At 66.7% G+C, this 22,052-nt stretch carries 20 protein-coding genes; all 20 read right to left on the bottom strand.

Annotated elements, in window-relative coordinates; translation table 11 throughout:
* Positions 1–67: 67 nt before the first annotated feature.
* The 20 genes from ABNX08_RS33430 to ABNX08_RS33335 all read right to left on the bottom strand — a co-directional run bounded on the left by ABNX08_RS33430 (position 68) and on the right by ABNX08_RS33335 (position 21,993).
* A complete protein-coding gene (locus ABNX08_RS33430; protein ID WP_374063693.1) occupies positions 68–1,456 on the bottom strand; it encodes an IS4 family transposase in 1,389 nt (462 codons plus the stop codon).
* 145 nt (positions 1,457–1,601) lie between these two features.
* Positions 1,602–2,000 (bottom strand): flagellar protein FlhE, encoded by a 399-nt coding sequence (locus tag ABNX08_RS33425; protein ID WP_374063734.1) that lies wholly within the window; start codon positions 1,998–2,000, stop codon positions 1,602–1,604.
* A 38-nt stretch (positions 2,001–2,038) separates the two neighbouring features.
* The gene (locus ABNX08_RS33420; protein ID WP_022537470.1) at positions 2,039–2,755 is read right to left on the bottom strand and encodes an RNA polymerase sigma factor FliA; all 717 of its coding nucleotides are present in this window, start codon (positions 2,753–2,755) and stop codon (positions 2,039–2,041) included.
* Between the two features lie 96 nt (positions 2,756–2,851).
* Entirely contained in the window at positions 2,852–3,646 is a 795-nt protein-coding gene (locus ABNX08_RS33415) for a flagellar synthesis regulator MotR (RefSeq protein ID WP_022537469.1), read from the bottom strand.
* A gap of 11 nt (positions 3,647–3,657) precedes the next feature.
* The gene (flhF, locus tag ABNX08_RS33410) at positions 3,658–5,997 is read right to left on the bottom strand and encodes a flagellar biosynthesis protein FlhF (RefSeq protein ID WP_022537468.1); all 2,340 of its coding nucleotides are present in this window, start codon (positions 5,995–5,997) and stop codon (positions 3,658–3,660) included.
* A 10-nt stretch (positions 5,998–6,007) separates the two neighbouring features.
* Complete coding sequence (flhA, locus tag ABNX08_RS33405; RefSeq protein ID WP_022537467.1) at positions 6,008–8,089, bottom strand: flagellar biosynthesis protein FlhA; 2,082 nt, start codon at positions 8,087–8,089, stop codon at positions 6,008–6,010.
* Positions 8,086–9,228 carry a flagellar biosynthesis protein FlhB gene (gene flhB, locus ABNX08_RS33400; RefSeq protein ID WP_022537466.1) on the bottom strand — a complete coding sequence of 381 codons (1,143 nt, stop codon included), beginning with the start codon at positions 9,226–9,228 and terminating at the stop codon, positions 8,086–8,088. Before flhB ends, flhA begins: the two co-directional genes overlap by 4 nt.
* Before the next feature lie 291 nt (positions 9,229–9,519).
* The gene (cheZ, locus tag ABNX08_RS33395; RefSeq protein ID WP_022537465.1) at positions 9,520–10,155 is read right to left on the bottom strand and encodes a protein phosphatase CheZ; all 636 of its coding nucleotides are present in this window, start codon (positions 10,153–10,155) and stop codon (positions 9,520–9,522) included.
* 17 nt (positions 10,156–10,172) lie between these two features.
* Positions 10,173–10,559 (bottom strand): chemotaxis response regulator CheY, encoded by a 387-nt coding sequence (gene cheY / locus ABNX08_RS33390; protein WP_022537464.1) that lies wholly within the window; start codon positions 10,557–10,559, stop codon positions 10,173–10,175.
* Positions 10,560–10,646: 87 nt separating this feature from the next.
* A complete protein-coding gene (locus tag ABNX08_RS33385; protein ID WP_022537463.1) occupies positions 10,647–11,717 on the bottom strand; it encodes a chemotaxis response regulator protein-glutamate methylesterase in 1,071 nt (356 codons plus the stop codon).
* Complete coding sequence (gene cheD / locus ABNX08_RS33380; RefSeq protein ID WP_022537462.1) at positions 11,714–12,379, bottom strand: chemoreceptor glutamine deamidase CheD; 666 nt, start codon at positions 12,377–12,379, stop codon at positions 11,714–11,716. The genes ABNX08_RS33385 and cheD overlap by 4 nt, the downstream gene beginning before the upstream one ends.
* Positions 12,379–13,302 carry a CheR family methyltransferase gene (locus ABNX08_RS33375; protein WP_022537461.1) on the bottom strand — a complete coding sequence of 308 codons (924 nt, stop codon included), beginning with the start codon at positions 13,300–13,302 and terminating at the stop codon, positions 12,379–12,381. The genes cheD and ABNX08_RS33375 overlap by 1 nt, the downstream gene beginning before the upstream one ends.
* A 53-nt stretch (positions 13,303–13,355) precedes the next feature.
* The gene (locus ABNX08_RS33370) at positions 13,356–13,850 is read right to left on the bottom strand and encodes a chemotaxis protein CheW (protein ID WP_022537460.1); all 495 of its coding nucleotides are present in this window, start codon (positions 13,848–13,850) and stop codon (positions 13,356–13,358) included.
* A gap of 42 nt (positions 13,851–13,892) precedes the next feature.
* Positions 13,893–15,911, bottom strand: a complete 2,019-nt coding sequence (cheA, locus tag ABNX08_RS33365; RefSeq protein ID WP_022537459.1) for a chemotaxis protein CheA — start codon at positions 15,909–15,911, stop codon at positions 13,893–13,895.
* Positions 15,912–16,008: 97 nt separating this feature from the next.
* Positions 16,009–16,980, bottom strand: a complete 972-nt coding sequence (gene motB / locus ABNX08_RS33360) for a flagellar motor protein MotB (RefSeq protein ID WP_022537458.1) — start codon at positions 16,978–16,980, stop codon at positions 16,009–16,011.
* A gap of 27 nt (positions 16,981–17,007) precedes the next feature.
* Positions 17,008–17,871, bottom strand: coding sequence for a flagellar motor stator protein MotA (gene motA, locus ABNX08_RS33355; protein WP_022537457.1), 864 nt, complete (start codon positions 17,869–17,871; stop codon positions 17,008–17,010).
* A 120-nt stretch (positions 17,872–17,991) separates the two neighbouring features.
* On the bottom strand, positions 17,992–18,600 hold the full coding sequence (gene flhC, locus ABNX08_RS33350) for a flagellar transcriptional regulator FlhC (protein ID WP_022537456.1): 609 nt from the start codon (positions 18,598–18,600) through the stop codon (positions 17,992–17,994).
* On the bottom strand, positions 18,597–18,914 hold the full coding sequence (flhD, locus tag ABNX08_RS33345; RefSeq protein ID WP_022537455.1) for a flagellar transcriptional regulator FlhD: 318 nt from the start codon (positions 18,912–18,914) through the stop codon (positions 18,597–18,599). Before flhD ends, flhC begins: the two co-directional genes overlap by 4 nt.
* A gap of 454 nt (positions 18,915–19,368) precedes the next feature.
* Positions 19,369–20,103 carry a DUF4088 family protein gene (locus tag ABNX08_RS33340; protein ID WP_022537454.1) on the bottom strand — a complete coding sequence of 245 codons (735 nt, stop codon included), beginning with the start codon at positions 20,101–20,103 and terminating at the stop codon, positions 19,369–19,371.
* Between the two features lie 54 nt (positions 20,104–20,157).
* Positions 20,158–21,993 (bottom strand): methyl-accepting chemotaxis protein, encoded by a 1,836-nt coding sequence (locus ABNX08_RS33335; protein ID WP_022537453.1) that lies wholly within the window; start codon positions 21,991–21,993, stop codon positions 20,158–20,160.
* Between the last annotated feature and the right edge of the window lie 59 nt (positions 21,994–22,052).

Below are 22,052 nucleotides of genomic sequence, written 5' to 3'. Positions count from 1 at the left end.
AGCTAGCCTAAGCAAGGTGTTCTCCCTCTCCCCTCAGGGCTTGCCTTTACCCACAACTTCCGGCGGCTTACTCGTTTTTCTGGAAGATCCGATACATTTCGGTGATTTCGTGCAGGGCGAGGAAGCCGCGCCACAGGACGGTGGCTCCCGGGGGATCGTCGTTTTTGCGACCCAGGTAGCCACCGAGCTTGGCGATCCAAAGGACAGCTTCGCTGAGTTTGGGCGCCTGCTCCGGTGGCTTGGTGGTGCCGTGCGTGCGGCAGTACAAAGCCCGCCATTCGAGCGATTGCAGTAGCACCGAGCAAGGGATATCGGCTTCGAGCCGGCCCAGCATGGTCGCGTACATAATGCGCCAGCCGATCACGGCGAACAGCGCCGTGGCCCGCAGGAACCGCTCCAGCGTCCCGAACTGCCGGGCCTCGATCTGGCAGCCACTTTTCAGGACACGATGCCAGGATTCAATGGTCCAGCGCCGGGCGTACCAGCTCAGCCGTTCGAGCACATCTTCCAGCGTTTGGGTGGGCATCGAACTGAGCAACATCCATTCGAGCGGCTCAACGCCTTCGGGCGGCTCGATTTCCAGCGCGTGAATGGCAAACACTTCGAGACTCGGTAGCCCCTCTGCACCGCGGCTGCGCGGCGCTCGCAGTTGGACCGGCACACAGCGCAAAGCCAGTCGGGCACTACGTGCCTGCCTGGCGCCGGACCTGGGCACGTGCAGTACGGTCTCCCCAAGTACAGGAGCCGCGGCAACCGTCTCCCACAGATACTTCTCTGGGTGGTCCACGCCCCGATTCCAGGCGGCCCGCACCAACCAGTCCACCCCCGCTGGGCGCGGCGCCAGAAACACGTCATACACATCGCCCTCGCGATCGCTGACGGCAACAAGGTGCGTGTCCGGACACTGCATCTTGAGCGGCTCAAGGCATTCCAGCCCCTCCAGCCACTTCACGCTTTCCTTCTCGCGAATGGACAGCGCCCGGCGCTGCCTGGCCTTGCCCGATGCTTGCGGCGCACGCACCCACGTCTTCATGCTCAACACGCCCAGTGGCAGGCCCTCAGGCGTCACCGCCAGCACGCTGTGCAACATGAATCCGTGCAAATTGCCGCCCGTGCCGTGACCAAGTCCCTCAGTCGCGGGCAAATTTGCCAGATTGAATTCCGTGGTGTCCTGCACCGTCAGGACGACAGGCACCTGCTGCATGCGACCCACGGTTTGAACGACGTGGCTCGCCAGTATTCCGTCCGGGTCGACCGCCTCATTATCAAAGAAGCGATATGCCGCCTTGAGTTGGGCACCACTCAAGGCCTGCGGGAACGAAACATGGGCTTTTTGCGCCAGTCCGCGCGCCAATGCCACAAGGCGCTGCGTGCGACGTGCATCGCCCAACTGAGCGCCACCGAATTCGTCGCTGGCCCAGTCTTCCAGATCTTCCGTATCAGGCAAAATTGCCACCACTGATTGTCAACTTCACCCGAAGTTAACACCGTCCAATCCGGTTTACAACCTTTCCTATCGAGATGTGGGTAAAGGCAAGCCCCTCAGGGGGAGAGGGGAGTCCCACAACGGCAAAATTGACGCCGCACTTCGGTATCAAGGTCTACCGAAACCCCACCACGACCTCATTACTCTTGCCCTGCAACACCGGCACCAGGCCCCCCTGCCCCGGCACCCGGAACGCAAACACAAAACCCTTGGTCGCGTCATCCCCGGAGAACGCATCCGTCTTCCCTTCGGCCTGCGGCAGCAACACGCAGCGCTGCGCATTGCAGAGATACGCCTGCAGTTCCACAGGTGGCGTCTTGGCAAAGCTGTAGCGCCAGCGCACGGAAGTAATGACGCCTTCGGACTGGGGTAACACCCCGGTGGGTTGGATCGGCGGCGACACTACACGCTGCCCGCGGCCGTATAGCGCGGGGCCATTGACCGAACCGATCCACGCATGACGGGTTCCGCCATCCTGCGCAGCCCATGCGCAACACGACACTGCGGCAAGCATCAAGCAAGCGCCGCGCACGGCGCCGACCAACACCCGCATCACAACATCCCGCGCAACTGGTTCCGCAACCGCGTAATCGCCTGCCCGCGGATCTGGCACACGCGCGACTCGGTCACATCGAGCACCGCGCCGATCTCGCGCAGGTTCAGCTCCTGGTCGTAACACAGCGACAGCACCAGCTTCTCGCGCTCAGGCAGGCGATCGATGGCGCGGATCAGCGCTTCGCGCATGCCGCTTTCCATCAGCACGGTCAGCGGGTTGCCGTCATCGCTGCCGCCGAGATGGCGATCGAGGAAGTCTTCTTCGCCAGAGCGTTCGAAATCCTCGTAATGCAACAACTGGCAACCATAGACTTCGTTGAGCAGTTGCTGGTATTCGTTTAGCCCCATCTCCATGGCCTCGGCCACTTCGGAGTCCAGCGGCGTGCGCCCGAGCTTCTGCTCCAGCCCGCGCTGGTTGCGTTCGATGCGGCGCGTGAACTGGCGCAGGCTGCGCGACTGCCAGTCGTTGGCGCGCACCTCGTCGAGCATGGCACCGCGGATGCGCTGGCTGGCATAGGTCTCGAAGCGCGCGCCGTGCGTGTCTTCATAGCGCTTGGCAGCGTCGAGCAGGCCGATCATGCCGGCCTGGATCAGGTCGTCGATCTGCACGCTGGCGGGCAGCTTGGCGGCGAGTTGCAGGGCGATGCGCCGCACCAGCTGTGCGTGCGCCTTGACCACATCGGCCTGTTCGAGCTTTCCCTGGATCGTGTACATGGTGCAATTCTCGTGGATGCTGGATTGCTGGACCGGCACGCCATATGGCGGCCGGCTGGCTCAGGGTCCGGTTCGGTTGGTTGGCATGGGGCGGGCTCAGGCCATCGCGGGCGCCGCGGCAGGTGCGGGCGTATCGGCGCGCAGCGGCCAGCCGCCGATACTGCCGGCGGTGCGGCGCAGCGCGGTGGTGGCGGGCGCGGCCGGAAAGGCTTCGACCACGCAGCGCCCCAGTTGCAAGCCACGGGCCACCAGCGGATCGGCCGGCAGCCAGCCCGCGCAGATCGCCTCTACGCCCAGGTACTGGCCGGCGGTGCGCGCCAGGTTGCGCATGATCGCCTGCACGGCGGCTTCGGTCGCCGCCATGTTGACGATCAGGTGGAAGCGCCGCCATGCGTACAGGTGATGCAGGCGCTTGATGCAGGCGTACGCGGCGGTGATCGACGCCAGCTCCGGGCGCATCACGATCAGCACGTTGTGCGCACCGCCCGCGAATGGCGACAGCCCACCGTCGGCATCGGCTGCCGCATCGACCAGCACGCTGCGAAAGGCGGCCAGCGCCGACGCCGGCAAGTCCAGGCTGGCGCGCTGCCGGCCCGCCGGCAGCAGCGATACTGCAGCGCTGGTACCCGCGCCCGCGGCGGCTTCCAGCGGCATGCGCCCGTCCTGCACGTCGGCGAGGGTCCCTGCCGGGGCGGCGCCGGCCAAGCGCGTCGCGCGCGCCGTAGCCGGGTCTTCGTCGAGCAGCAGCACGCGTTCGCCCTGCATCGCCAGCGCATGCGACAGCCCCAGTGCCACCGTGGTGGCACCGGCGCCGCGCTCGCTGGCGACCACGGCGATGCGGCGGGTCGTGCGCGGGGCCAGCATCCGGCGCAGGCTTTCAGCCTGGTCCATGGCGAGTGCGCTCACTGCAGGACCCCCATCGCGTCGGCGTTCGTGTTGATACCAGCGGCCGACGTGGCAGCGCCGCGGCCCGGGTAGTTCTCCAGCACGTCGAGCAGCGCCAGCATGCGGCCCATGCCTTCGTTGAGCACCGTGCCGGCCACCGGCGCACCCTGGCGCGCGGTGCGGCCCGCCAGGCGTGCGAGGAAGGCGGGTGCGGTGGCGGTCGGCGCGTGTTCCAGGCGCAGCACCGACAGGCCCAGTTGCAGCGCCGCCAGCGCGGCGCCGGCGGCGTGGCCGGCTTCCGCATCCTGCGCGAAGTGGTCGGCGGCATGGCGCAGCGTGCGCAGGCGCGCATCGGCGGTATCGGTCCACGGCGCCCAGCGCGCGACCTGTGCGGCGTCTTGCGCCAGCGCCGGATCGCACAGCAGGTAGCGGGTCTCGAGCAGTTCGCCGGCCGCGCGGTCGACCAGGCGCGCTACCACCAGGCAGGCGTCGATGCCGCCTTCGGGCGCGCCCTTGCCGCGTACCGGGCTTTCCGGCAGGCGCACGTCGGCGCTGGCCAGCCAGCGCACGGCATCGCGCTCGCGCACGGTGGCATCGCCCACGGCGTGGAAGGTGAGCGTGTCGGCCAGTGCATCGAGCTTCCACGCGGCGCCGGCGCTGATTACGCGCGCGGTCTTGCGCGCATTGGCGACCCAACGCTCGCCGGCTTGCTGCCAGCGCGCCAGCGTGGCGGCGGACGGTACCGCTTCAAGCAGGTTGACGACCTTGCGCGCGGCACTCATGGCGGCGCGCAGGTTGGCGGCTTCCGCATCGGCTTCGCCGAGCGGCTGGCCGGCGCGGCCCGTGGCCGTCACCGTGGCCGCCAGCGGCGTGCCGTCGCGGTCAGCCAGCCACAGCGTGTGCTGCATCGGCTGGGGCGCGCGGCGGCCCGGAACATTCACTTGCAGCGTGGTGGCGAGCGCCAGCACGTACTGGTCGCACAGGCGGTTGACGTCGCGGCACACCGCTTCGCGCACCTGCTGCGCCATCGTGCGCAGGGCCGGTGCATCGGCGCCGCGCTGTTGCCACAGCGAGCGGGCGAGGTCGAAGCCGAGGCCCGAGCTGTTGAGTTCAGTCACGCACTGGCCGAGCGCGTCGGCGCTGTCGGTCAGCGAGCGCAGCACATCGTCGGCGCCGCCCTTCGACTGCACGGCATCATCGCCAGCGGCCTGGCGGCGGCGCGCCGCATCGGCATCGGCAAACACCGAGCCGCGGCGCGGCGTGAGGAAAGCGCGCTCCACCAGTGCGGTGCTGCTGGCGAGTTCCAGGTGCTCCGGCACGCGCTGGCCGGTAGAGGCATAGAACACCGGCAGGCGGTGGCGGATCACCACGTCCAGCACCGAGCCCAGGTGCGTGGCTTCATCGAGCTTGCTGATGATGCAGCCGTCGATGCCACCGCTTTCCGGCGCGGTGTCATGACGGTAGGCGTGCACCACTTCATTGAGGGTATCGCCGTGGCTGGCGCCATTGAGCAGCAGCACGCGCTGCACCGGCGCGGGCACGCCGGCCAGCATGGCGATCTGCTCGGACAGGCTGCGGTCGCGCTGGCTCATGCCGACGGTGTCGATGATGACCAGGTGCTTGTCCTTCATCGCCGCCAGCGCAAAGCGCAGGTCGGCGGCGTCCTTCACCGCATGCACCGGCACGCCCAGGATGTCGCCGTAGATGCGCAGCTGTTCGTGCGCGCCGATGCGGAAGCTGTCGGTCGTCAGCAGCGCCAGCTTGTCGGCGCCGTGGCGCAGCACGAAGCGCGCTGCCAGCTTGGCGGTGGTGGTGGTCTTGCCCACGCCGGTGGGTCCGATCAGCGCCAGCACGCCGCCTTGCGCAAACAGGCTGTCTTCATCGCCCACCACCGGCACCTTGCTGGCCAGTTCAGTGCGGATCCACGTCATCGCTGCCGGCCGGTCGTAGCCGAGCGGCAGCCGTGCCAGCAGCATGCGCGCCAGTTGCCCGGAGAAGCCGGCGCCGACCATCCACTCGAACAGCGACTCGCGCAGCGGGTCGCTGGCGGCAACGCCGTGGGCGGCCGCGCCCGCGGCAGGGCTGATGCCGGCCAGCTGTCGCTCGAGCATCGCGCGCATCGACTGCAGTTCGCCGCGCAGGTCGCCGATGGCGACGGGCTCGACCACCGGTGCGGGCGGCACATAGACCTGCGCCGTGGCGGACACACTGCCAAGATCGGTATCGCGCATGGCGACGATCTCGACGCCGCCTTCCACGGTGCGGTTGGACAGCACCACGGCATCCGGGCCCATGGCTTCGCGCACCTTGCGCATGGCTTCACGGCCGTTGGCCGCGACGAATTTGGCTACGCTCATCTCTTGCTCCTCACGCGCCGATCATTGCGGTGATGCGGATATTGCGGTTGTCAGGCACTTCGGAATGCGACAACACCCTCAGCTGCGGCATCGTGCGGCGCAGGAAGCGCGCCATCAGCGGACGCAGTTGCGACGGCACCAGCAGCACCGGGTCCAGCCCCATCTGTTCCTGCCGCGTGACCGCGCCCTGGGTCTGCTGCAGCAGTGCGTCGGCCAGGCCCGGCTCGATGCCGCCGCCGTTGGTCAGCGCCTGCGACAGCACGCGCTCCAGGCCGGCATCCAGGCCGATCACCTGCAGGTCGGCGTTGTTCGGGAACAGCTGCTGCGTGATCGCGCGGCCCAGCGCCACGCGCACCATCGCGGTCAGCTCGTTGGGATCGCTGACCTTGGGGGCGTGCTCGGCCACCACGTCGAGGATGGTGCGCATGTCTCGGATGGGCACGCCTTCGTCCAGCAGGTTCTGCAGGATCTTCTGCAGAGCCGTCAGCGTGATGGTCTTGGGCACCAGGTCTTCGGTGAGCTTGGGCGAGTCCTTGGCGATGCGGTCCAGCAGCGCCTGCACTTCCTGGCGGCCCAGTAGTTCGGCCGCATGCATGTGGATCAGGTGGTTCAGGTGCGTGGCCACCACCGTGCTGGCATCGACCACGGTGTAGCCGTACGACTGCGCCTGTTCCTTGATGCCCGCGTCGATCCATACCGCCGGCAGGCCGAAGGCCGGGTCGCGCGTGGCCGCGCCCGGCAGCATGCCACTGACCTGGCCGGGGTTGATCGCCATCCACTGGCCCGGCATGGCTTCGCCGCGGCCGATCTCCACGCCCTTGAGCGTAATGCGGTAGGCGTTGGGCTTGAGTTCCAGGTTGTCGCGGATATGCACTACCGGCACCAGGAAGCCGATTTCCTGCGCCACCTTCTTGCGGATGCTCTTGATGCGGCCCAGCAGCTCGCCGTCCTGCGCGCGGTCCACCAGCGTGATCAGGCGGTAGCCCACTTCCATGCCGAGCGGATCGACCAGCGTGACGTCGTCCCAGCTTGCCTCGGTCGATTCCTGCGCCACTGCCGGCGCGCGTTCCTCGCGCTGCTTGAGCTGTTCCTGCGTGGCTGCGCGGCGCGACATATAGCGGCCCATCCACACCAGCACGCCCGCCAGCAGCAGGAAGGCGAAGTGCGGCATGCCGGGGATGATGCCCATCAGGCCGATGATGCCGGCGGTCAGGTACAGCACGCGCGGGTTGGCGAAGAGCTGGCCGGTGAGCTGCTCGCCCACGTCCTGCTCGTTCGAGACGCGCGACACGATCACGCCGGCGGCGGTGGAGATCACCAGCGCCGGGATCTGCGCCACCAGGCCGTCGCCGATGGTCAGCAGCGTGTAGTTGTGCACGGCGGTGCCGAAGTCCAGGTCGTGCTGCACCATGCCCACCACCATGCCGGCGGCGACGTTGATGAACATGATCAGCAGGCCCGCCACGGCGTCGCCGCGCACAAACTTGCTGGCACCGTCCATGGCACCGTAGAAGTCGGATTCCTGCGCCACTTCCGCTCGGCGCTTCTTGGCGGCCGCTTCGTCGATCAGGCCGGCGTTCAGGTCGGCATCGATCGACATCTGCTTGCCGGGCATCGAGTCCAGCATGAAGCGCGCGCCGACTTCGGCGATACGGCCCGCGCCCTTGGTGATCACCATGAAGTTGATCACCACCAGAATCGCGAACACGACGATACCTACCGCAAAGTTGCCGCCCACCAGGAAGTGGCCGAAGGCCTCCACCACCTTGCCGGCGGCGTCCGGGCCGGTATGGCCTTCGAGCAGCACCACGCGCGTGGAGGCCACGTTCAGCGACAGGCGCAGCAGCGTGGTGAACAGCAGCACCGCCGGGAAGGCGGCAAAGTCCAGCGGCTTCTGCGTGTACATGCTGACCAGCAGCACCATGATCGCCAGCGCGATATTGAAGGTGAACAGCAGGTCCAGCACAACGGCCGGCAGCGGCAGGATCATCATCCCGAGGATCATGATGATCAGCAGCGGCCCGGTCATGGCCTTGAGCTGGCCGGCCGAGCGCAGGCCTGGCAGGTTGAACAAAGCGTTCAGAGCGTTCATGCGCGACTTTCCGGTACGGCGAGTTCATCGGGCACCGGCAGGTCCGCCGGCGCCTGCGGCTGCGGGCCTTGCGAGTGGTGCCAGTGCTTCAGTTGATAGACCCAGGCCAGCACTTCGGCCACGGCGGTATAGAGTCCGGCCGGGATTTCCTGGCCGAGTTCGACATGGCGGTGCAGCGCGCGCGCCAGCGGCGGCGCCGACATCAGCGGCACACGGTGCTCGGCAGCCACGGCGCGGATGCGCGCAGCGACCTCGCCGGTGCCCTTGGCCACCACGCGCGGCGCGCTCATGCGCCCTTCCTCATAGCGCAGCGCCACGGCAAAGTGCGTGGGGTTGGTCACCACCACGTCGGCCTTGGGCACCTCGGTCATCATGCGGCGGCGCGCCATGGCGCGCTGCTGCTGGCGGATGCGGCCCTTGATATGCGGGTCGCCCTCGCTTTCCTTGAATTCCTGCTTGACCTCTTCCTTGGTCATGCGCAGCTTCTTGAAGAACTCCCAGTACTGCCACGGCACGTCGATGGCCGCCACCACCAGCAGCGACAGCGACACCACCAGGCAGCAGTACATCACCAGGTCGACCATGTGCAGCAGCGCTTCCTGCACCGGCGCGTTCATCAGCGCGATGGCCTCCGGCAGTCGTCGCCACAAGACCCAGGCGCCGACGCTGCCGACCAGCAGCGACTTGGCCACGGCCTTGAGCAGTTCCACCAGCGAATGGGCGGAGAACATCCGGCCCAGCCCCACTATCGGCGACATGCGCGAGAACTGCGGCGCGAACGACTTGGCCGAGAACACCCAGCCGCCCAGCAGCAGCGGCGCGGCCAGGGCGGCCACGCCGAACAGCAGCAGCAGGGGCAGGAAGGCGAGCAGGCTGTCCCACACCATGACGCCGAAGCGCGACAGCATGCGCGAGGTGTCGAACGCCGTATCGCGCTCGAAGCGCAGCGCGCCCTGCATGACCTGGTTCAGGCTGCGGCCCATATGGCCGCCCAGCGTCCACAGGCCGGTGACGCCCGCAATCAGCATGATGAACGTGGCGAGCTCGCGCGAACGCACCACCTGCCCCTCCTCGCGCGCCTTTTCCAGGCGCCGGGGTGAGGCGGGTTCGGTTTTCTCGAGATCGCTTTCTTCGGACATCCACGCTCCGTGCGAAGCGGCAAGCCGCTATTCGTCAGGAGGGATTATCGAAGCGGGGTGGGATTCCCATTCGCGCGAAAAGGCGGGGGAATTGGGTGTTGTTTGGGAAATGGGGGGGCGGTGGAGTTAACGGCGCCCCGGGGATGGACTTTAGTGGAACAGCCCCTCGGGGCAGGCTTGCGCCGCGCGAAGTCGATGGAGCCACCACAGGCCGGTCCCCTCTCCCGCAGGCGGGAGAGGGGAGCAAACCGGCAGCGGGAGAGCCGCCTGCGTCAGCAGGCCTGCCTCGCCTCAGAACCCCAAACTCGCCAACAGATCATCCACCTGCGACTGATCCGACACCACATCCGGCTTGCCCTCCGGGTTGATCTGCGGCCCGTTCATCAGCGTGCCAGCCGACTGCGTCTCCACCCGCCGCTCGGACGGAACATTGTCGATAAGCACCTGCAGCAGCTCCTGCTCCAGCGCGCGGATCATGTCCATCATCTTCTTGATGACCTGGCCGGTCAGGTCCTGGAAGTCCTGCGCCATCATGATGTCGAGCAGGTGGCTGTTGGTGGCGCGCGCCTGGCCGGGCACCCCGGACAGGAAGGCGCGGGTGTCGAGCACCAGCGTGCGGGCGTCGGCCAGCTCCTCCGGTTTCTCGAACCAGGCCTCCCAGCGCTTGTCCAGCGTTTCGGCCTGCTGCTCGATGTCGGACTGGATCGGCTGCGCGAGTTCGACCGCGTTGAGCGTGCGCTCGGCCGCCTGCTCGGTCATGGCGGCGATGTAATTCAGCCGGTCGCGCGCATCGGGGATGGCCTGCGCGGCGCGCTCGATCTCCTTGTCCAGGCCGAGCTCACGCATGTTGTCGCGCAGCATCCGCGTCAGGTTGCCGATGCGCAGGATCAGTTGCTCGGCGGAATCGTTGCTCAGGGTTGGAGTCATGGAAACGCTCCCCTGGCTCAGCCGCCGAGCTTTTCGAAGATCTTGGTGATCTTCTCGTCCAGCGTGGCCGCCGTGAACGGCTTGACCACATAGCCGTTGGCGCCCGCCTGGGCTGCTGCAATGATGTTCTCCTTCTTGGCCTCGGCCGTCACCATCAGCACCGGGGTCTTGCCGATATTGGCATCGGCGCGGATCGCCTGCAGCATGGACAGGCCGTCCATATTGGGCATGTTCCAGTCCGAGATCACGAACTGGAAGCTGCCGTCCCTGGCCTTCTCCAGGCCGGCGGCGCCGTCCTCGGCTTCCTCGACGTTGACGAAACCCAGCTCCTTGAGCAGGTTGCGGATGATCCGGCGCATGGTCGGGAAATCATCCACGACCAGGATCTTGATGCTCTTGTCCACTTTGACGGCTCCAAGTAAATACAGTTATGGCTTGTTGCCAGGGCGGGCGCCGCATGCCGGCATGCATGCGCGCCCTCCCCGATTCATTTACACCCGCTGCGCGCGCGTGCCGTAGGTGGCCAGGCGCGCCATCACGCGCTGGGTCATCGCCGGCAAGGGCACGACTTCATGCACGCCGCCGGCGGCAATCGCCTCCTTCGGCATGCCAAACACGATGCATGTGTGCTCGTCCTGGGCCAGGTTGTAGGCGCCGGCTTCGCGCATGCGCAGCATGCCGCGCGCGCCGTCCTTGCCCATCCCGGTCAGGATTACGCCGATCACGTTCTTGCCGCCATGCTCGGCGGCCGAATCGAACAGCACGTCCACGGACGGGCGGTGGCGATTCACCGGCGCTTCCTGCGACAGGTGCGCGACGTAGTTGGCGCCGCTGCGCGCCAGGCGCAGGTGCGAGTCGCCCGGCGCGATATACGCATGGCCCGGCAGCACGCGCTCGCCGTGCACCGCCTCCTTGACAGTGATGCGGCACAGCCCGTCCAGGCGCTGCGCGAACGAACGCGTGAAGCCGGCCGGCATATGCTGGACGATCATCACCGCCGGGCTGTCCGGCGGCAGCGGCATCAGGAATTCCTTGATGGCCTCGGTGCCGCCGGTGGAGGCGCCCAGGATGATCAGCTTCTCGGTCGACAGCAGCGGGCTGCGCAGCATCGGTGCGGCTTCCGCCGCGGCCGTGGGCTGCGCAGCCGCGCGCACGCGCGCACGCGCGGCGGCGCGCAGCTTGTCGGCGATGGTGTCGGTGTATTCCAGCAGCCCGTCGCGGATGCCCAGCTTGGGCTTGGTGACGAAGTCCACCGCGCCCAGCTCCAGCGCGCGCATGGTGATCTCGGAGCCGCGCTCGGTCAGCGACGACACCATCAGCACGGGCATGGGCCGCAGCCGCATCAGCCGCTCGAGAAAGTCCAGGCCGTCCATGCGCGGCATTTCGACGTCCAGCGTCAGCACGTCCGGGTTCAGGCGCTTGATCAGGTCGCGCGCCACCAGCGGGTCGGGCGCGGTGCCCACCACTTCCATGTCCGGCTGGCTGTTGATGATCTCCGTCATCAGGCTGCGGATCAGCGCGGAGTCGTCCACGCAGAGCACCTTGATCTTGGCGGCAGTCATATAAGGTCGTGCTTGGTTGGGTCCAGGGAAGCCTGCCGCGCAAACAGTTCGGGCGTGCGCGGCGGTGCCTTGGCCGAGGTGGCGATGGCGCGCGCCAGCGCGCTTTCTTCGCGCGCCACCGAGACCTGGTCGTCCTGCCGCGTCAGGCGGCGCACCAGCGCCAGCCCGCCGCTCGGGAAATAGCTGACGCGGCGCGCATGCGGGCCGCGCAGGTCCTGCGCCGCGACGCGGATCTCCTCGGCCTTCAGGTAGCGCAGCACGAAGTCCGCGTTGCGGTCGCCGATATTCAGCGTGGTCATGTTGGCCAGCACTGCGCCGCCGCCGAAGACCTTGGCCTCCAGCCGCTCCCGGCGCGCGCCCATCTTGAGCAGCTCGTTGATCAGCACTTCCAGCGCGTAGCTGCCGTAGCGCATCGACGCCGACAGCATGCGGTCGGCGCCGCCGCCGTCATCGTCGGGCAGCATGAAGTGGTTCATGCCGCCGACGCCCGCGGTCTCGTCGCGGATGCACGCGGCCACGCACGATCCGAGCACGGTGGTCAGCACCATGTCCTCGCGGGTCACGTAGTACTCGTTGGGCAGCAGCTTGACCGCCTGCTTGCCGAACTCGCGGTCGAAGTACGTGCGCGTGGCCAGCGCTTCGGGAAGTTGGGGCGTGCGCATCACGGCCTTCCCGCCCTGGCGGCATCCGACGCCAGCTCGTAGACCGTCTGCCCGCGCAGCTGGAAGGCGCGCGTGACGTAGGAAAAGTTCTCCGAGTGGCCGGCAAACAGCAGCCCGTGCGGCTTGAGCAGCGGCACGAAGCGCTCCAGGATGCGTCCCTGGGTCGGCTTGTCGAAGTAGATCATCACGTTGCGGCAGAAGATCGCATCGAACTGCTCGCGGATGCCCCAGTCTGGCGCGAGCAGGTTGAGCGGCTCGAACGCGATGGTGGCGGCCAGTTCCGGCTTGACCCTGACCGAGCCGGCGCGCGGGCCGGTGCCCTTCAGGAAGAATCGCTTCAGGCGCTCGGGCGAGAGCCGCGCGACCTGGTCGGCCGAATACACGGCGCTGCGGGCCTTGGCCAGCACCTGCGTGTCGATGTCGGTGGCCAGCACAGTGGCGGCGCGGTCGCCCAGCGCCTCGGCCAGCGTGATGGCGATCGAGTACGGTTCCTCGCCGGTCGATGCCGCGGAACACCAGACGCTGTACGGGCGGCCGATCTTCTTCGCGTGCTCAGCCAGCAGCGGGAAGTGGTGCGCCTCGCGGAAGAACGAGGTCAGGTTGGTCGTCAGCGCGTTGGTGAAGAACTCCCACTCGGGCGAGCGGTCGTCCGCGTCCAGCAGCGCCAGGTAGGAGGCGAAGTCCGACAGCTGCAGCGTGCGCAGGCGCCGCGCCAGACGGCTGTAGACCATCTCGCGCTTGTGGCTGCCCAGCGAGATGCCGGCGCGCCGGTGGATCAGCGCGCGGATCTTCTCGAAGTCGCGCTCGGTCAGCAGGAAGTCCCGCATCTCATCGCGCCGCAGGGTAGCGGCCGGCGCGGAGACGGCGCCCGGGAAGCCGGTAAGGCTGCCGGGAGCGCTGGCGGCATTGCGGAACGGCGTCATGGCTTCGCTTGGTATTGCAGGTTACGGCGGGGGCGTTGGGAGCGCGGCCGGGATCAGGCCAGTTCGGCCTCGACCAGCTCCATCTCGGCGCTGGTCATCAGCTTCTCGATATCGATCAGCACCAGCATGCGGCCGTCGACGGTGCCCAGGCCGGTCAGGTGCTCGGTCGAGACCGACACGCCGAATTCCGGCGCCGGCTTGATCGCATCGCCGGTCAGCGTCAGCACGTCCGACACGCCATCCACCACGATGCCGACCACGCGACCGGCCACGTTCAGGATGATGACCACGGTCTGGTGGTCGTAGCGCACGTTGCCCAGGCGGAACTTCAGGCGCAGGTCGACGATCGGCACGATCACGCCGCGCAGGTTGGTCACGCCCTTGATGAAATCCGGCGCGCTGGCGATGCGCGTAACGGTCTCGTAGCTGCGGATCTCCTGCACCTTGAGGATGTCGATGCCGTATTCCTCCGACCCCAGCGTGAAGACCAGGAACTCCTGGCCCGAAGCGTCGCTCCCGGGGGTATCGATGTGTCCGATGCCGGCCATGATGTCTTGTTCTCCTGTGATTGGACGATGGGTGTTGGCCGCTTATTGCGCCAGCGCCGGTTCCTGCCGGCGCACGCCGGTGCGCTGCAGCGCGCCGACATCGACGATCAGCGCCACGCTGCCGTCGCCAAGGATGGTCGCCGCGGAAATGCACGGCACCTTGCGGTAGTTGGTCTCGAGGTTCTTCAGCACCACCTGGTGCTGGCCGATCAGCTGGTCCACCAGCAGCGCAAAGCGCTTGCCCTCGGCCTGCAGGATCACGGCGATGCCCTGCGTGGGTTCCTGCAGCGCGTCGGCGACGTTGAAGACGCGGTGCATCTCCAGCAGCGGCAGGTATTCGCCGCGCACGTGCATCACGCGGTCGGAGTTGGCGGCGGTGTGCACGTCCTCGGCCTTGGGCTGCAGCGATTCCATCACGCAGTTCAGCGGCAGGATGAAGGTCTCTTCGCCGACCTTGACCGACATCCCATCCAGGATCGCCAGCGTCAGCGGCAGCACGATGCGGATGGTGGTGCCCAGGCCCGGGCGCGAGCTGATCTCGACATGGCCGCCCATCTCCTGGATGTTGCGCTTGACCACGTCCATGCCCACGCCGCGGCCGGAAACATCGGTGATGACCTCGGCGGTGGAGAAGCCTGGCGCGAAGATCAGCTGCCAGACTTCCTCGTCGCTGATGTTCTCGGACACCGGCAGGCCGTTCTGGATGGCCTTGGCCAGGATGCGCTCGCGGTTCAGGCCACCACCGTCGTCGCTCACTTCGATCACGATATTGCCGCCGTGGTGCTGCGCGGACAGGATCAGCTGGCCGGTCGCATCCTTGCCTGCGGCGATGCGCTTGTCGGGCGTCTCGATGCCGTGGTCCAGGCTGTTGCGCACCAGGTGGGTGAGCGGGTCGATGATGCGTTCGATCAGGCTCTTGTCGAGCTCGGTGGCCTTGCCGAACGTGACCAGGTCGATCTGCTTGCCGAGCTTGCTGGCGAGGTCGCGCACCAGGCGCGGGAAGCGCGAGAACACATAGTCCATCGGCATCATGCGGATCGACATCACCGCTTCCTGCAGGTCGCGCGCATTGCGCTCGAGCTGGCCCATGCCGGAGAACAGGCGGTCGAACAGCACCGGGTCCAGCGACGAGGCGGTCTGCGCCAGCATCGACTGGGTGATCACCAGTTCGCCAACCAGGTTGATGATCTGGTCGACCTTCTCGGTCGGCACGCGGATCGAGCCTTCACCGTGCGCGTGCGCGGCGGCCGGGGCCGGCTTGGCCTTCTCGCGCGCGGCAGCGGCAGGTGCCGGCGCGGGTGCAGCCGCTGCGGGAGCGGCGACCGGAGCCGGGGCCGGGGCCTGGGCCGGTGCGGCAATGGGCGCGTCGCTGGCGGCTTCGATCACGATCTGGTCCATGTCGATCACGAAGCAGCACACCGCAATGATGTCGTCGGCGCTGCATTGCGTGTTGAGCCATACCACCAGCTCGCCGTTGACCTCCTGCTGGCCGGTGATCTCGCCCAGGTTGGCGAGTTCTTCGCGCAGCAGCGCCTGGTCGGCGGCGGAGACCTTGATCAGGCGGATCTTCAGTCCGCCGCCTGCCGGGGCAGCGGCTGGTGCGGCGGCAGCGACAGGCGCCGCTGCGGGAACGGGTGCGGCAACTGCAGCGCCAGCATGCCCTGCGGCTTCCTGCGCCAGCTGCTGCAGCACGGCGCAGATGCGCACCAGCGTTTCCGGATCGGGTTCGGTGCCGTTGCGGTAGGCGTTGAGCTGATCTTGCAACACGTCCTTGGTTTCCAGAAAGGTGTCGATGATGGTCCGGGTCAACGCCAGTTCCTGCCGGCGCGTGCGGTCCAGCAGGTTCTCGAAGATGTGCGTGGTCTCGGTCAGCGCCGCGAACCCGAAGGTGGCGGCCCCGCCCTTGATCGAGTGCGCCGCCCGGAAGATCGCGTTCAGATGTTCGGGATCGGGCGACTCGATGTCCAGGCCGAGCAGCAGCTGCTCCATTTCCACGAGCAGTTCTTCCGCTTCCTCGAAGAAGGTCTGGTAAAACTGTGTGATATCGATATCGACAGACATGGCGTCCTGACTCACTAAATTACTGCGCTAGGCGCGGGCGCCGCCGGGCGGCCGCGCTTCATGGGTTGCTGCTTGGTTTCCTGCATCGATTGCCTGGTCATGGCTTGCTGCTCTTTGGCTCAGGCGTGGCCGCGGGTGAGGATGCGGCCGCCAGGCCGGCCTGCATTTCCTGCGCCGCCTTGCCGGCCTGCGCCGCCACCGAAACTTCAGCGGCGCTGGCGTTCTCGGCCTCGAAGCGCGCCTGGGCCTTCTGGTTGAGCACGACGATGCTGATGCGGCGGTTGACCGGCGCCAGCAGGTCTTCCTTGTCCAGCGGCATGGTCGCGGCCAGGCCCAGCACGCGCAGCACCTTGCCTTCCTGCATGCCGCCGGCGATCAGTTCGCGGCGCGAGGCATTGGCGCGGTCGCCGGACAGCTCCCAGTTGCTGTAGGTGCGCTCGCCGTTGGAATAGTTGGCCGCGTCGGTATGGCCCGACAGGCTGACCTTGTTCGGCAGCTCGTTCAGCACCGGGCCGATCTCGCGCAGGATGGTGCGCATATAGCTTTCGACGGTGGCGCTGCCGGTGCGGAACATCGGGCGGTTCTGCGTATCCAGGATCTGGATGCGCAGGCCCTCGCTGGTGATGTCCAGCAGCAATTGCGGACGGAACTGGCGCAGCATCGGGTTGTTCTCGATGATCTGCTCCAGCCGCTGCTTGAGCGCGCGCAGGCGCTGCGCTTCCTGCTGTTCGTTGCGGCGCTGCTCGTCGCTGGGATCGTTGTCGCGGGCGCGCATGATCTCGCCGTCCTTGCGCATTGCGTCCATGCCGCCGCCCGGTATCACGCTGGGCGACTGGCTGCTTTTCTCGCCGCCGACGATGGCCACCTTCAGCGGCATGCGGAAATACTCGGCAATGCCTTCCAGCGTCTTCTTGTTGGCGCTGGAGAGCAGCCACAGCACCAGGAACAGCGCCATCATCGCCGTCATGAAGTCGGCGTAGGCGATCTTCCAGCTATGGTTGCCGTGCGGCCTGGCGTGCGCCTTCGTCCGGCGGACGATGATCGGACGCATGTCGTGTGCGCTGCTCATGGCGGTGCCCCTTGCTGCTTGCGCGACTTAGTTCAGGCTCTTGACTTCACGCACGTGGTCGTCGAGCTCAAGGAACGACGGCCGCACCGTGGAGTACAGCACCTTGCGGCCGAATTCCACCGCCACCAGCGGCGCGTAGCCGTTCAGGGAGGCGAGCAGCACGACCTTGATGCATTCGTAGACCTTGACGTTCTCGGAGACCTGCAGCTCGATGCGCGCGGCCAGCGGCGAAACAAAACCGTAGGCCAGCAGGATGCCCAGGAAGGTACCGACCATGGCGTGCGCGATCAGCGCGCCCAGCTCGGCCGGCGGCAGGTCGGCCGAACCCAGCGCATGCACCACGCCCATCACCGCGGCGACGATGCCGAAGGCGGGCAGCGCATCGCCGACGCGCGACAGCGCATGGGCGGGGATCTCGGCTTCGTGACGGAAGGTCTCGATCTCGTGGTCCATCAGGGCCTCGATCTCGAAGGCGTTCATGTTGCCGTTGACCATCATGCGCAGGTAGTCGGTGAGGAATTCCATCACCACCGGATCCGACAGAATGCGCGGGTACTGGCTGAAGACGCTGCTGGCGGCGGGGTCCGCGATTTCCTTTTCCAGGAACAGGATGCCCTCGCGCCGTGCCTTGGACAGCAGCACGTACAGCAGCGACATGACGTCCAGGTACAGCTCTTTCTTGTACTTGGAGCTCTTGAACAGGCCCGGCAGGGCCTTGGCGGTGGCCTTGATGGCCTTGCCCGTATTGGTGGCGATGAAGGCGCCGAAGGCGGCGCCTCCGATGATCACAAATTCCGCCGGTTGATATAGCGCGCCCATGTGGCCGCCGGTCATGGCATAACCGCCAAGCACCGCCACTACCACGACGACATAGCCAAGAACTACTAGCACGATCGGATCCCCGTCAAAAAACGCGCGTCAACCACGCACAGTTGCCCGTCGCACGGGCGCACGGAGAGGCCTCCGTCCGCCAGCGCTGCAAGCTTGCCAGCCGGCGGACCTTGACCAGGATCAGGCGTTGGTCTGCTCGGCGGCGGCGTCTTTCGAGAGCTTCTTCACTTTCCCTGCGCGTGAGGGCGGACGGCACAGGCTGCACACGAAGTTCGCGTGCGGCTCATACGCGTGCGTGACGAACTGTCCGCCGCAACACGTGCAGCTGGACAGCTGCAGCATGTTGCTCTCGAAGAACCGTACTAACGTCCAGGCACGCGTGAAACTTAAGACAATTTCGCCGCCCAGCAGCGAAACATGCTCAAGGTACAGGCGGTATGCCGCCACCACCGCACGGATGCCCACGGTCTCGCCTTCCTGCACCATGAACTGGTAGGCAGAGAAGAACAGCGAAGAGTGGATATTCGGCAGCCAGGTGGTGAACCAGTCCGTCGAGAAGGGAAGCATGCCCTTGGGGGGCGAGACGCCGCGCAGTTCCTTGTACAGGCGGATGAGCCGGTCACGCGACAGCGTGGTCTCGGCTTCAAGCACCTGCAGGCGCGCACCCAGGCCGATCAGCTCGATGGCGAGCTGGGTCTGGTTGGCATCCTGGAGAACGCTCTTGCGGGGGGCGGCTGCGGAGGTGGCCGTGAAGCTCCGTGTGGGTTCGGCCTTCAGCAGCGCGGTCAATTGAGGGACTCCACAGGCTGACGTGCCAGCAGGATCGCGGCGTGGATCTGCTGCATGTCATGGCTCTTGGCCGTGTGGGTGAGAGTGGACAGAAGCGCATGGTCGTCGAAGCGGAACCTGCACAGCACCATGTTGGATGCCGCCAGCTTGACGAGTTGCGCGGACGTCAGCTTGCCAAGGATATCGGCGATTTCCTTGCTGACCCCGAGCCGGAACATGGCTTCGACTTGGTTTTCGCGCACCAGGCGTTGCGCGAGCAGCAGATAGGCGAGATTGACCTCCCTGATCTCCTGGAGAACTTCACTGCTTTCCAATTTTTCCCCGCTACCAAAAAACCTGCCATGGCCGCTTGTCCAGCGCTTACCGGAGCCCGAAGGCGCCGGCGACCGGATCGTTTGTATGCGGCTGGGCGGGTACAACGTACGACAAAAGGAACTTCGCCCGTGTCTTACTGTTATCGACTCCGTTACAACTGTTACAGAGTGTAAGTGAGACTGTTACGTTTATATCGGCAATTTGCCTGGAATGCCAATCCCTACTTACGCGGGGGGCAAGCAAATGTCGTGCGAAACAGACATGGAGCGCGTGCATTTTGTAACAAGTCACACGCCTGTCACTTGATTTCGCGCAACGCTGTTCAGCAAAGGTCATATCCGCCAACGCGCCACACCCGTTCCCGGGTGACTGCTGGATTCCTCTATTGACGAGTGGCGCGCATGATGCTCACGGCGCGTGTTTCCGAAATCGCCGTCCAAAAATCACCGCACATCACGATCCGAACATCCGGCGCAGCCACGCCGCCAGCCGGGTAAACACATCGTCAGGCGCCTCACGGAACAACGCCGGGCGCGTGCGCTCCACCTGCTCCAGCACGCGCGACGCTTCTTCGGGCTGCACCGAGCCATACTCCAGCGCCAGCCCCAGCATGCCGCGCAGCTCGCCCACGCGCGCGCGGCCGGCGGCCTCATTCTCTTCGGTCTGCAGTGCGTACATCAGGTCATAGGCGCGCTGGCGCAGGCTTTCCGCCAGCCGCCACGCGGGCGTGCGCATGCGCTCCTCCAGCACGCGAACATCTTCGGCCGAGGCCGCCACCTGGGTCGCCAGCGCTTCAGTAAAGGCGGCGTCGGCGCCGCATTCGGTCAGCACCTGCGCGGCCCATTCGCGCGCATGCGCAAGGCGCTGCTCCGCCGTCCATTCAGGCTGCACCGCCAGGCCAAAGCCGAAGCGCTGTGCATCGCGCATCAGCGCGGCCAGGGCATTGGGCAACTGCTTGTCGAACACGCGCCGCGCCCAGCCATACTCGCCGCCGGCCAACAGCCGCGTCACCGCGCGCTCGGTCAGCGGGCCGTCATGCTGCAGCAGCCGGGCGCGCAGGAAGTCGTTGAACTCGGGCGGCAGGAACTCCCGGTCCAGGCCGGTGGAAACCCCGATGAACTGGTCGAATTCCTTGCGTAGCCGGGCGGCATCGTCATGCGGCAGGGCCAGGGTGATCTCGGTCGTCATTGCATTGCCATCCCGGGCCGCCGCGCGGCCGCTGTTGCCGGTTCTCTGGGTGGATCAGAACGCGCTCCAGTCGCCGTTGTCGGCACCGGCCAGCGCGGGGCGCGGCGTGCGTGCGGCAGCGGGACGCAGGGGCTCGGCGGCGGCATCGACCACGTCGTTGGCTTCGCCCCCGGCGGCTGCGGCCGTTGCCACGGCCGGCACGGCGGCGGTGCGCTTGCGCGAGGCGACCGCACGCACGGCGCCGACCTTGCCCTGCGACGAGGACGACGACGAGGATGAGTGCGAAGACGACAGCGAGAACGAAGCCTGCGCATCCTCGGCCGCCAGGCGGAACATCGACACCGCGCCCTGCAGGCGGCTGGCCTGCTCTTCCAGCGCGCCGGCCGCTGCGGCGGCTTCTTCCACCAGTGCGGCGTTCTGCTGCGTCACCTCATCCATCTGCGCCACGGCCTGGTTGACCTGCTCGATGCCGGAACTCTGCTCGGCGGAGGCTGCGCTGATCTCGCCCATGATGTCGGTCACGCGCTTCACCGCCTGCACGATCTCGTCCATGGTCTTGCCGGCCTGGCCCACCAGTGCCGAGCCGTTGTCGACGCGCTCGACCGTATCCCCGATCAGGCCCTTGATTTCCTTGGCCGCATTGGCGCTGCGTTGCGCCAGGCTGCGCACTTCGCCTGCGACTACCGCGAAGCCACGGCCCTGTTCGCCGGCACGCGCGGCTTCCACCGCCGCGTTCAGCGCAAGGATGTTGGTCTGGAAGGCAATGCCTTCGATCACGCCGATGATGTCGACAATCTTCTTCGAGGCGTCGTTGATCTCGTCCATGGTCTGCACCACGCGCCCCACCACTTCGCCGCCGCGCAGCGCGGTTTCCGACGCATTGGCAGCCAGGCCGCTGGCCTGGCGCGCGTTGTCCGCGTTCTGGCGCACGGTGCTGGTCAGCTCTTCCATGCTGGAAGCGGTTTCCTCCAGCGACGCGGCCTGCTGCTCGGTGCGTTGCGACAGGTCGTTGTTGCCCGCTGCGATTTCACGCGAGGCCGTGCCGATCGACTCCGCCGACTCCTTGAAATCGCGCACCATGTGCGAGAGCTGCTGCTGCATCTGCTGCATTGCATAGACCAGGCTGCTCTTGTCGCCGGCGCGCGTGGCCACCGGCGACGAGAAATCACCCTCGGCGATACGCGAGGCGATCTCCGCCGCATAGCCCGGCTCGCCGCCCAGCTGGCGCGACAGCGCGCGCGCCAGGAACACGCCCAGCAGCACCGACAGCGCCAGGCCACCCAGCACCAGCCCCAGCATCCAGATGCGCGTGGCGTCATAGACGCGGCGCGCTTCTTCCATGTTGCTGCGGGCGCGGTCGTCGCGGCGCTTCACCATCTTGAACATAACCTCTTCCAGCGCATGGCTGTCCTTGAGCAGGTCGGCGCTCTCGGAGAACACCTGGCTCTCGAACTGCGAGGTGTCCAGCGGCTGCTTGCTGACCAGCTCCACGTACTTGTTCATGCGCTCGCGGAAAACCGGCGACAGCTGCTGGTACTGCTTGACCAACGCCTTGCCCTCGGCCTGCTCGAAAGCGCCCACCACCTGGCGGATGCGCTCGTCCATCAACGCGAGCGACTTGGCGATCTGTTCCTTCTCGGTCGCGCGCTCGCCCATGGTCGATGCGGACAGCAGCCCGATCTGCGAGCGGCTGGCATAGACCAGGTTGATGTTGGCGTCCTGCACCGCCTTCAGCGCCTGCAGGTCGCCGTTGTAGATCTTGCCGGTCCAGTCGGCCATGCGCCCCATGTTGATGACGCCCAGCAGCCCCATCACGGCGCCGATCACGGCAACGACCAGGAATCCGGCAACCAGCCTGGTCGTGACGCGCAATTGATTGAACCAATGCATAGCAACTCCCCCTTATTACTGAAAGCCCCGGGCACGGCATGCCGCGCCCGCTTTATGCG

The sequence above is a fragment of the Cupriavidus sp. DF5525 genome, from assembly GCF_040149425.2.
In the GTDB taxonomy this organism is placed as follows: domain Bacteria; phylum Pseudomonadota; class Gammaproteobacteria; order Burkholderiales; family Burkholderiaceae; genus Cupriavidus; species Cupriavidus pickettii_A.
The sequence above is the reverse complement of the archived record's forward strand: the minus strand, read 5'-3'. Positions and strand labels throughout refer to the sequence as shown.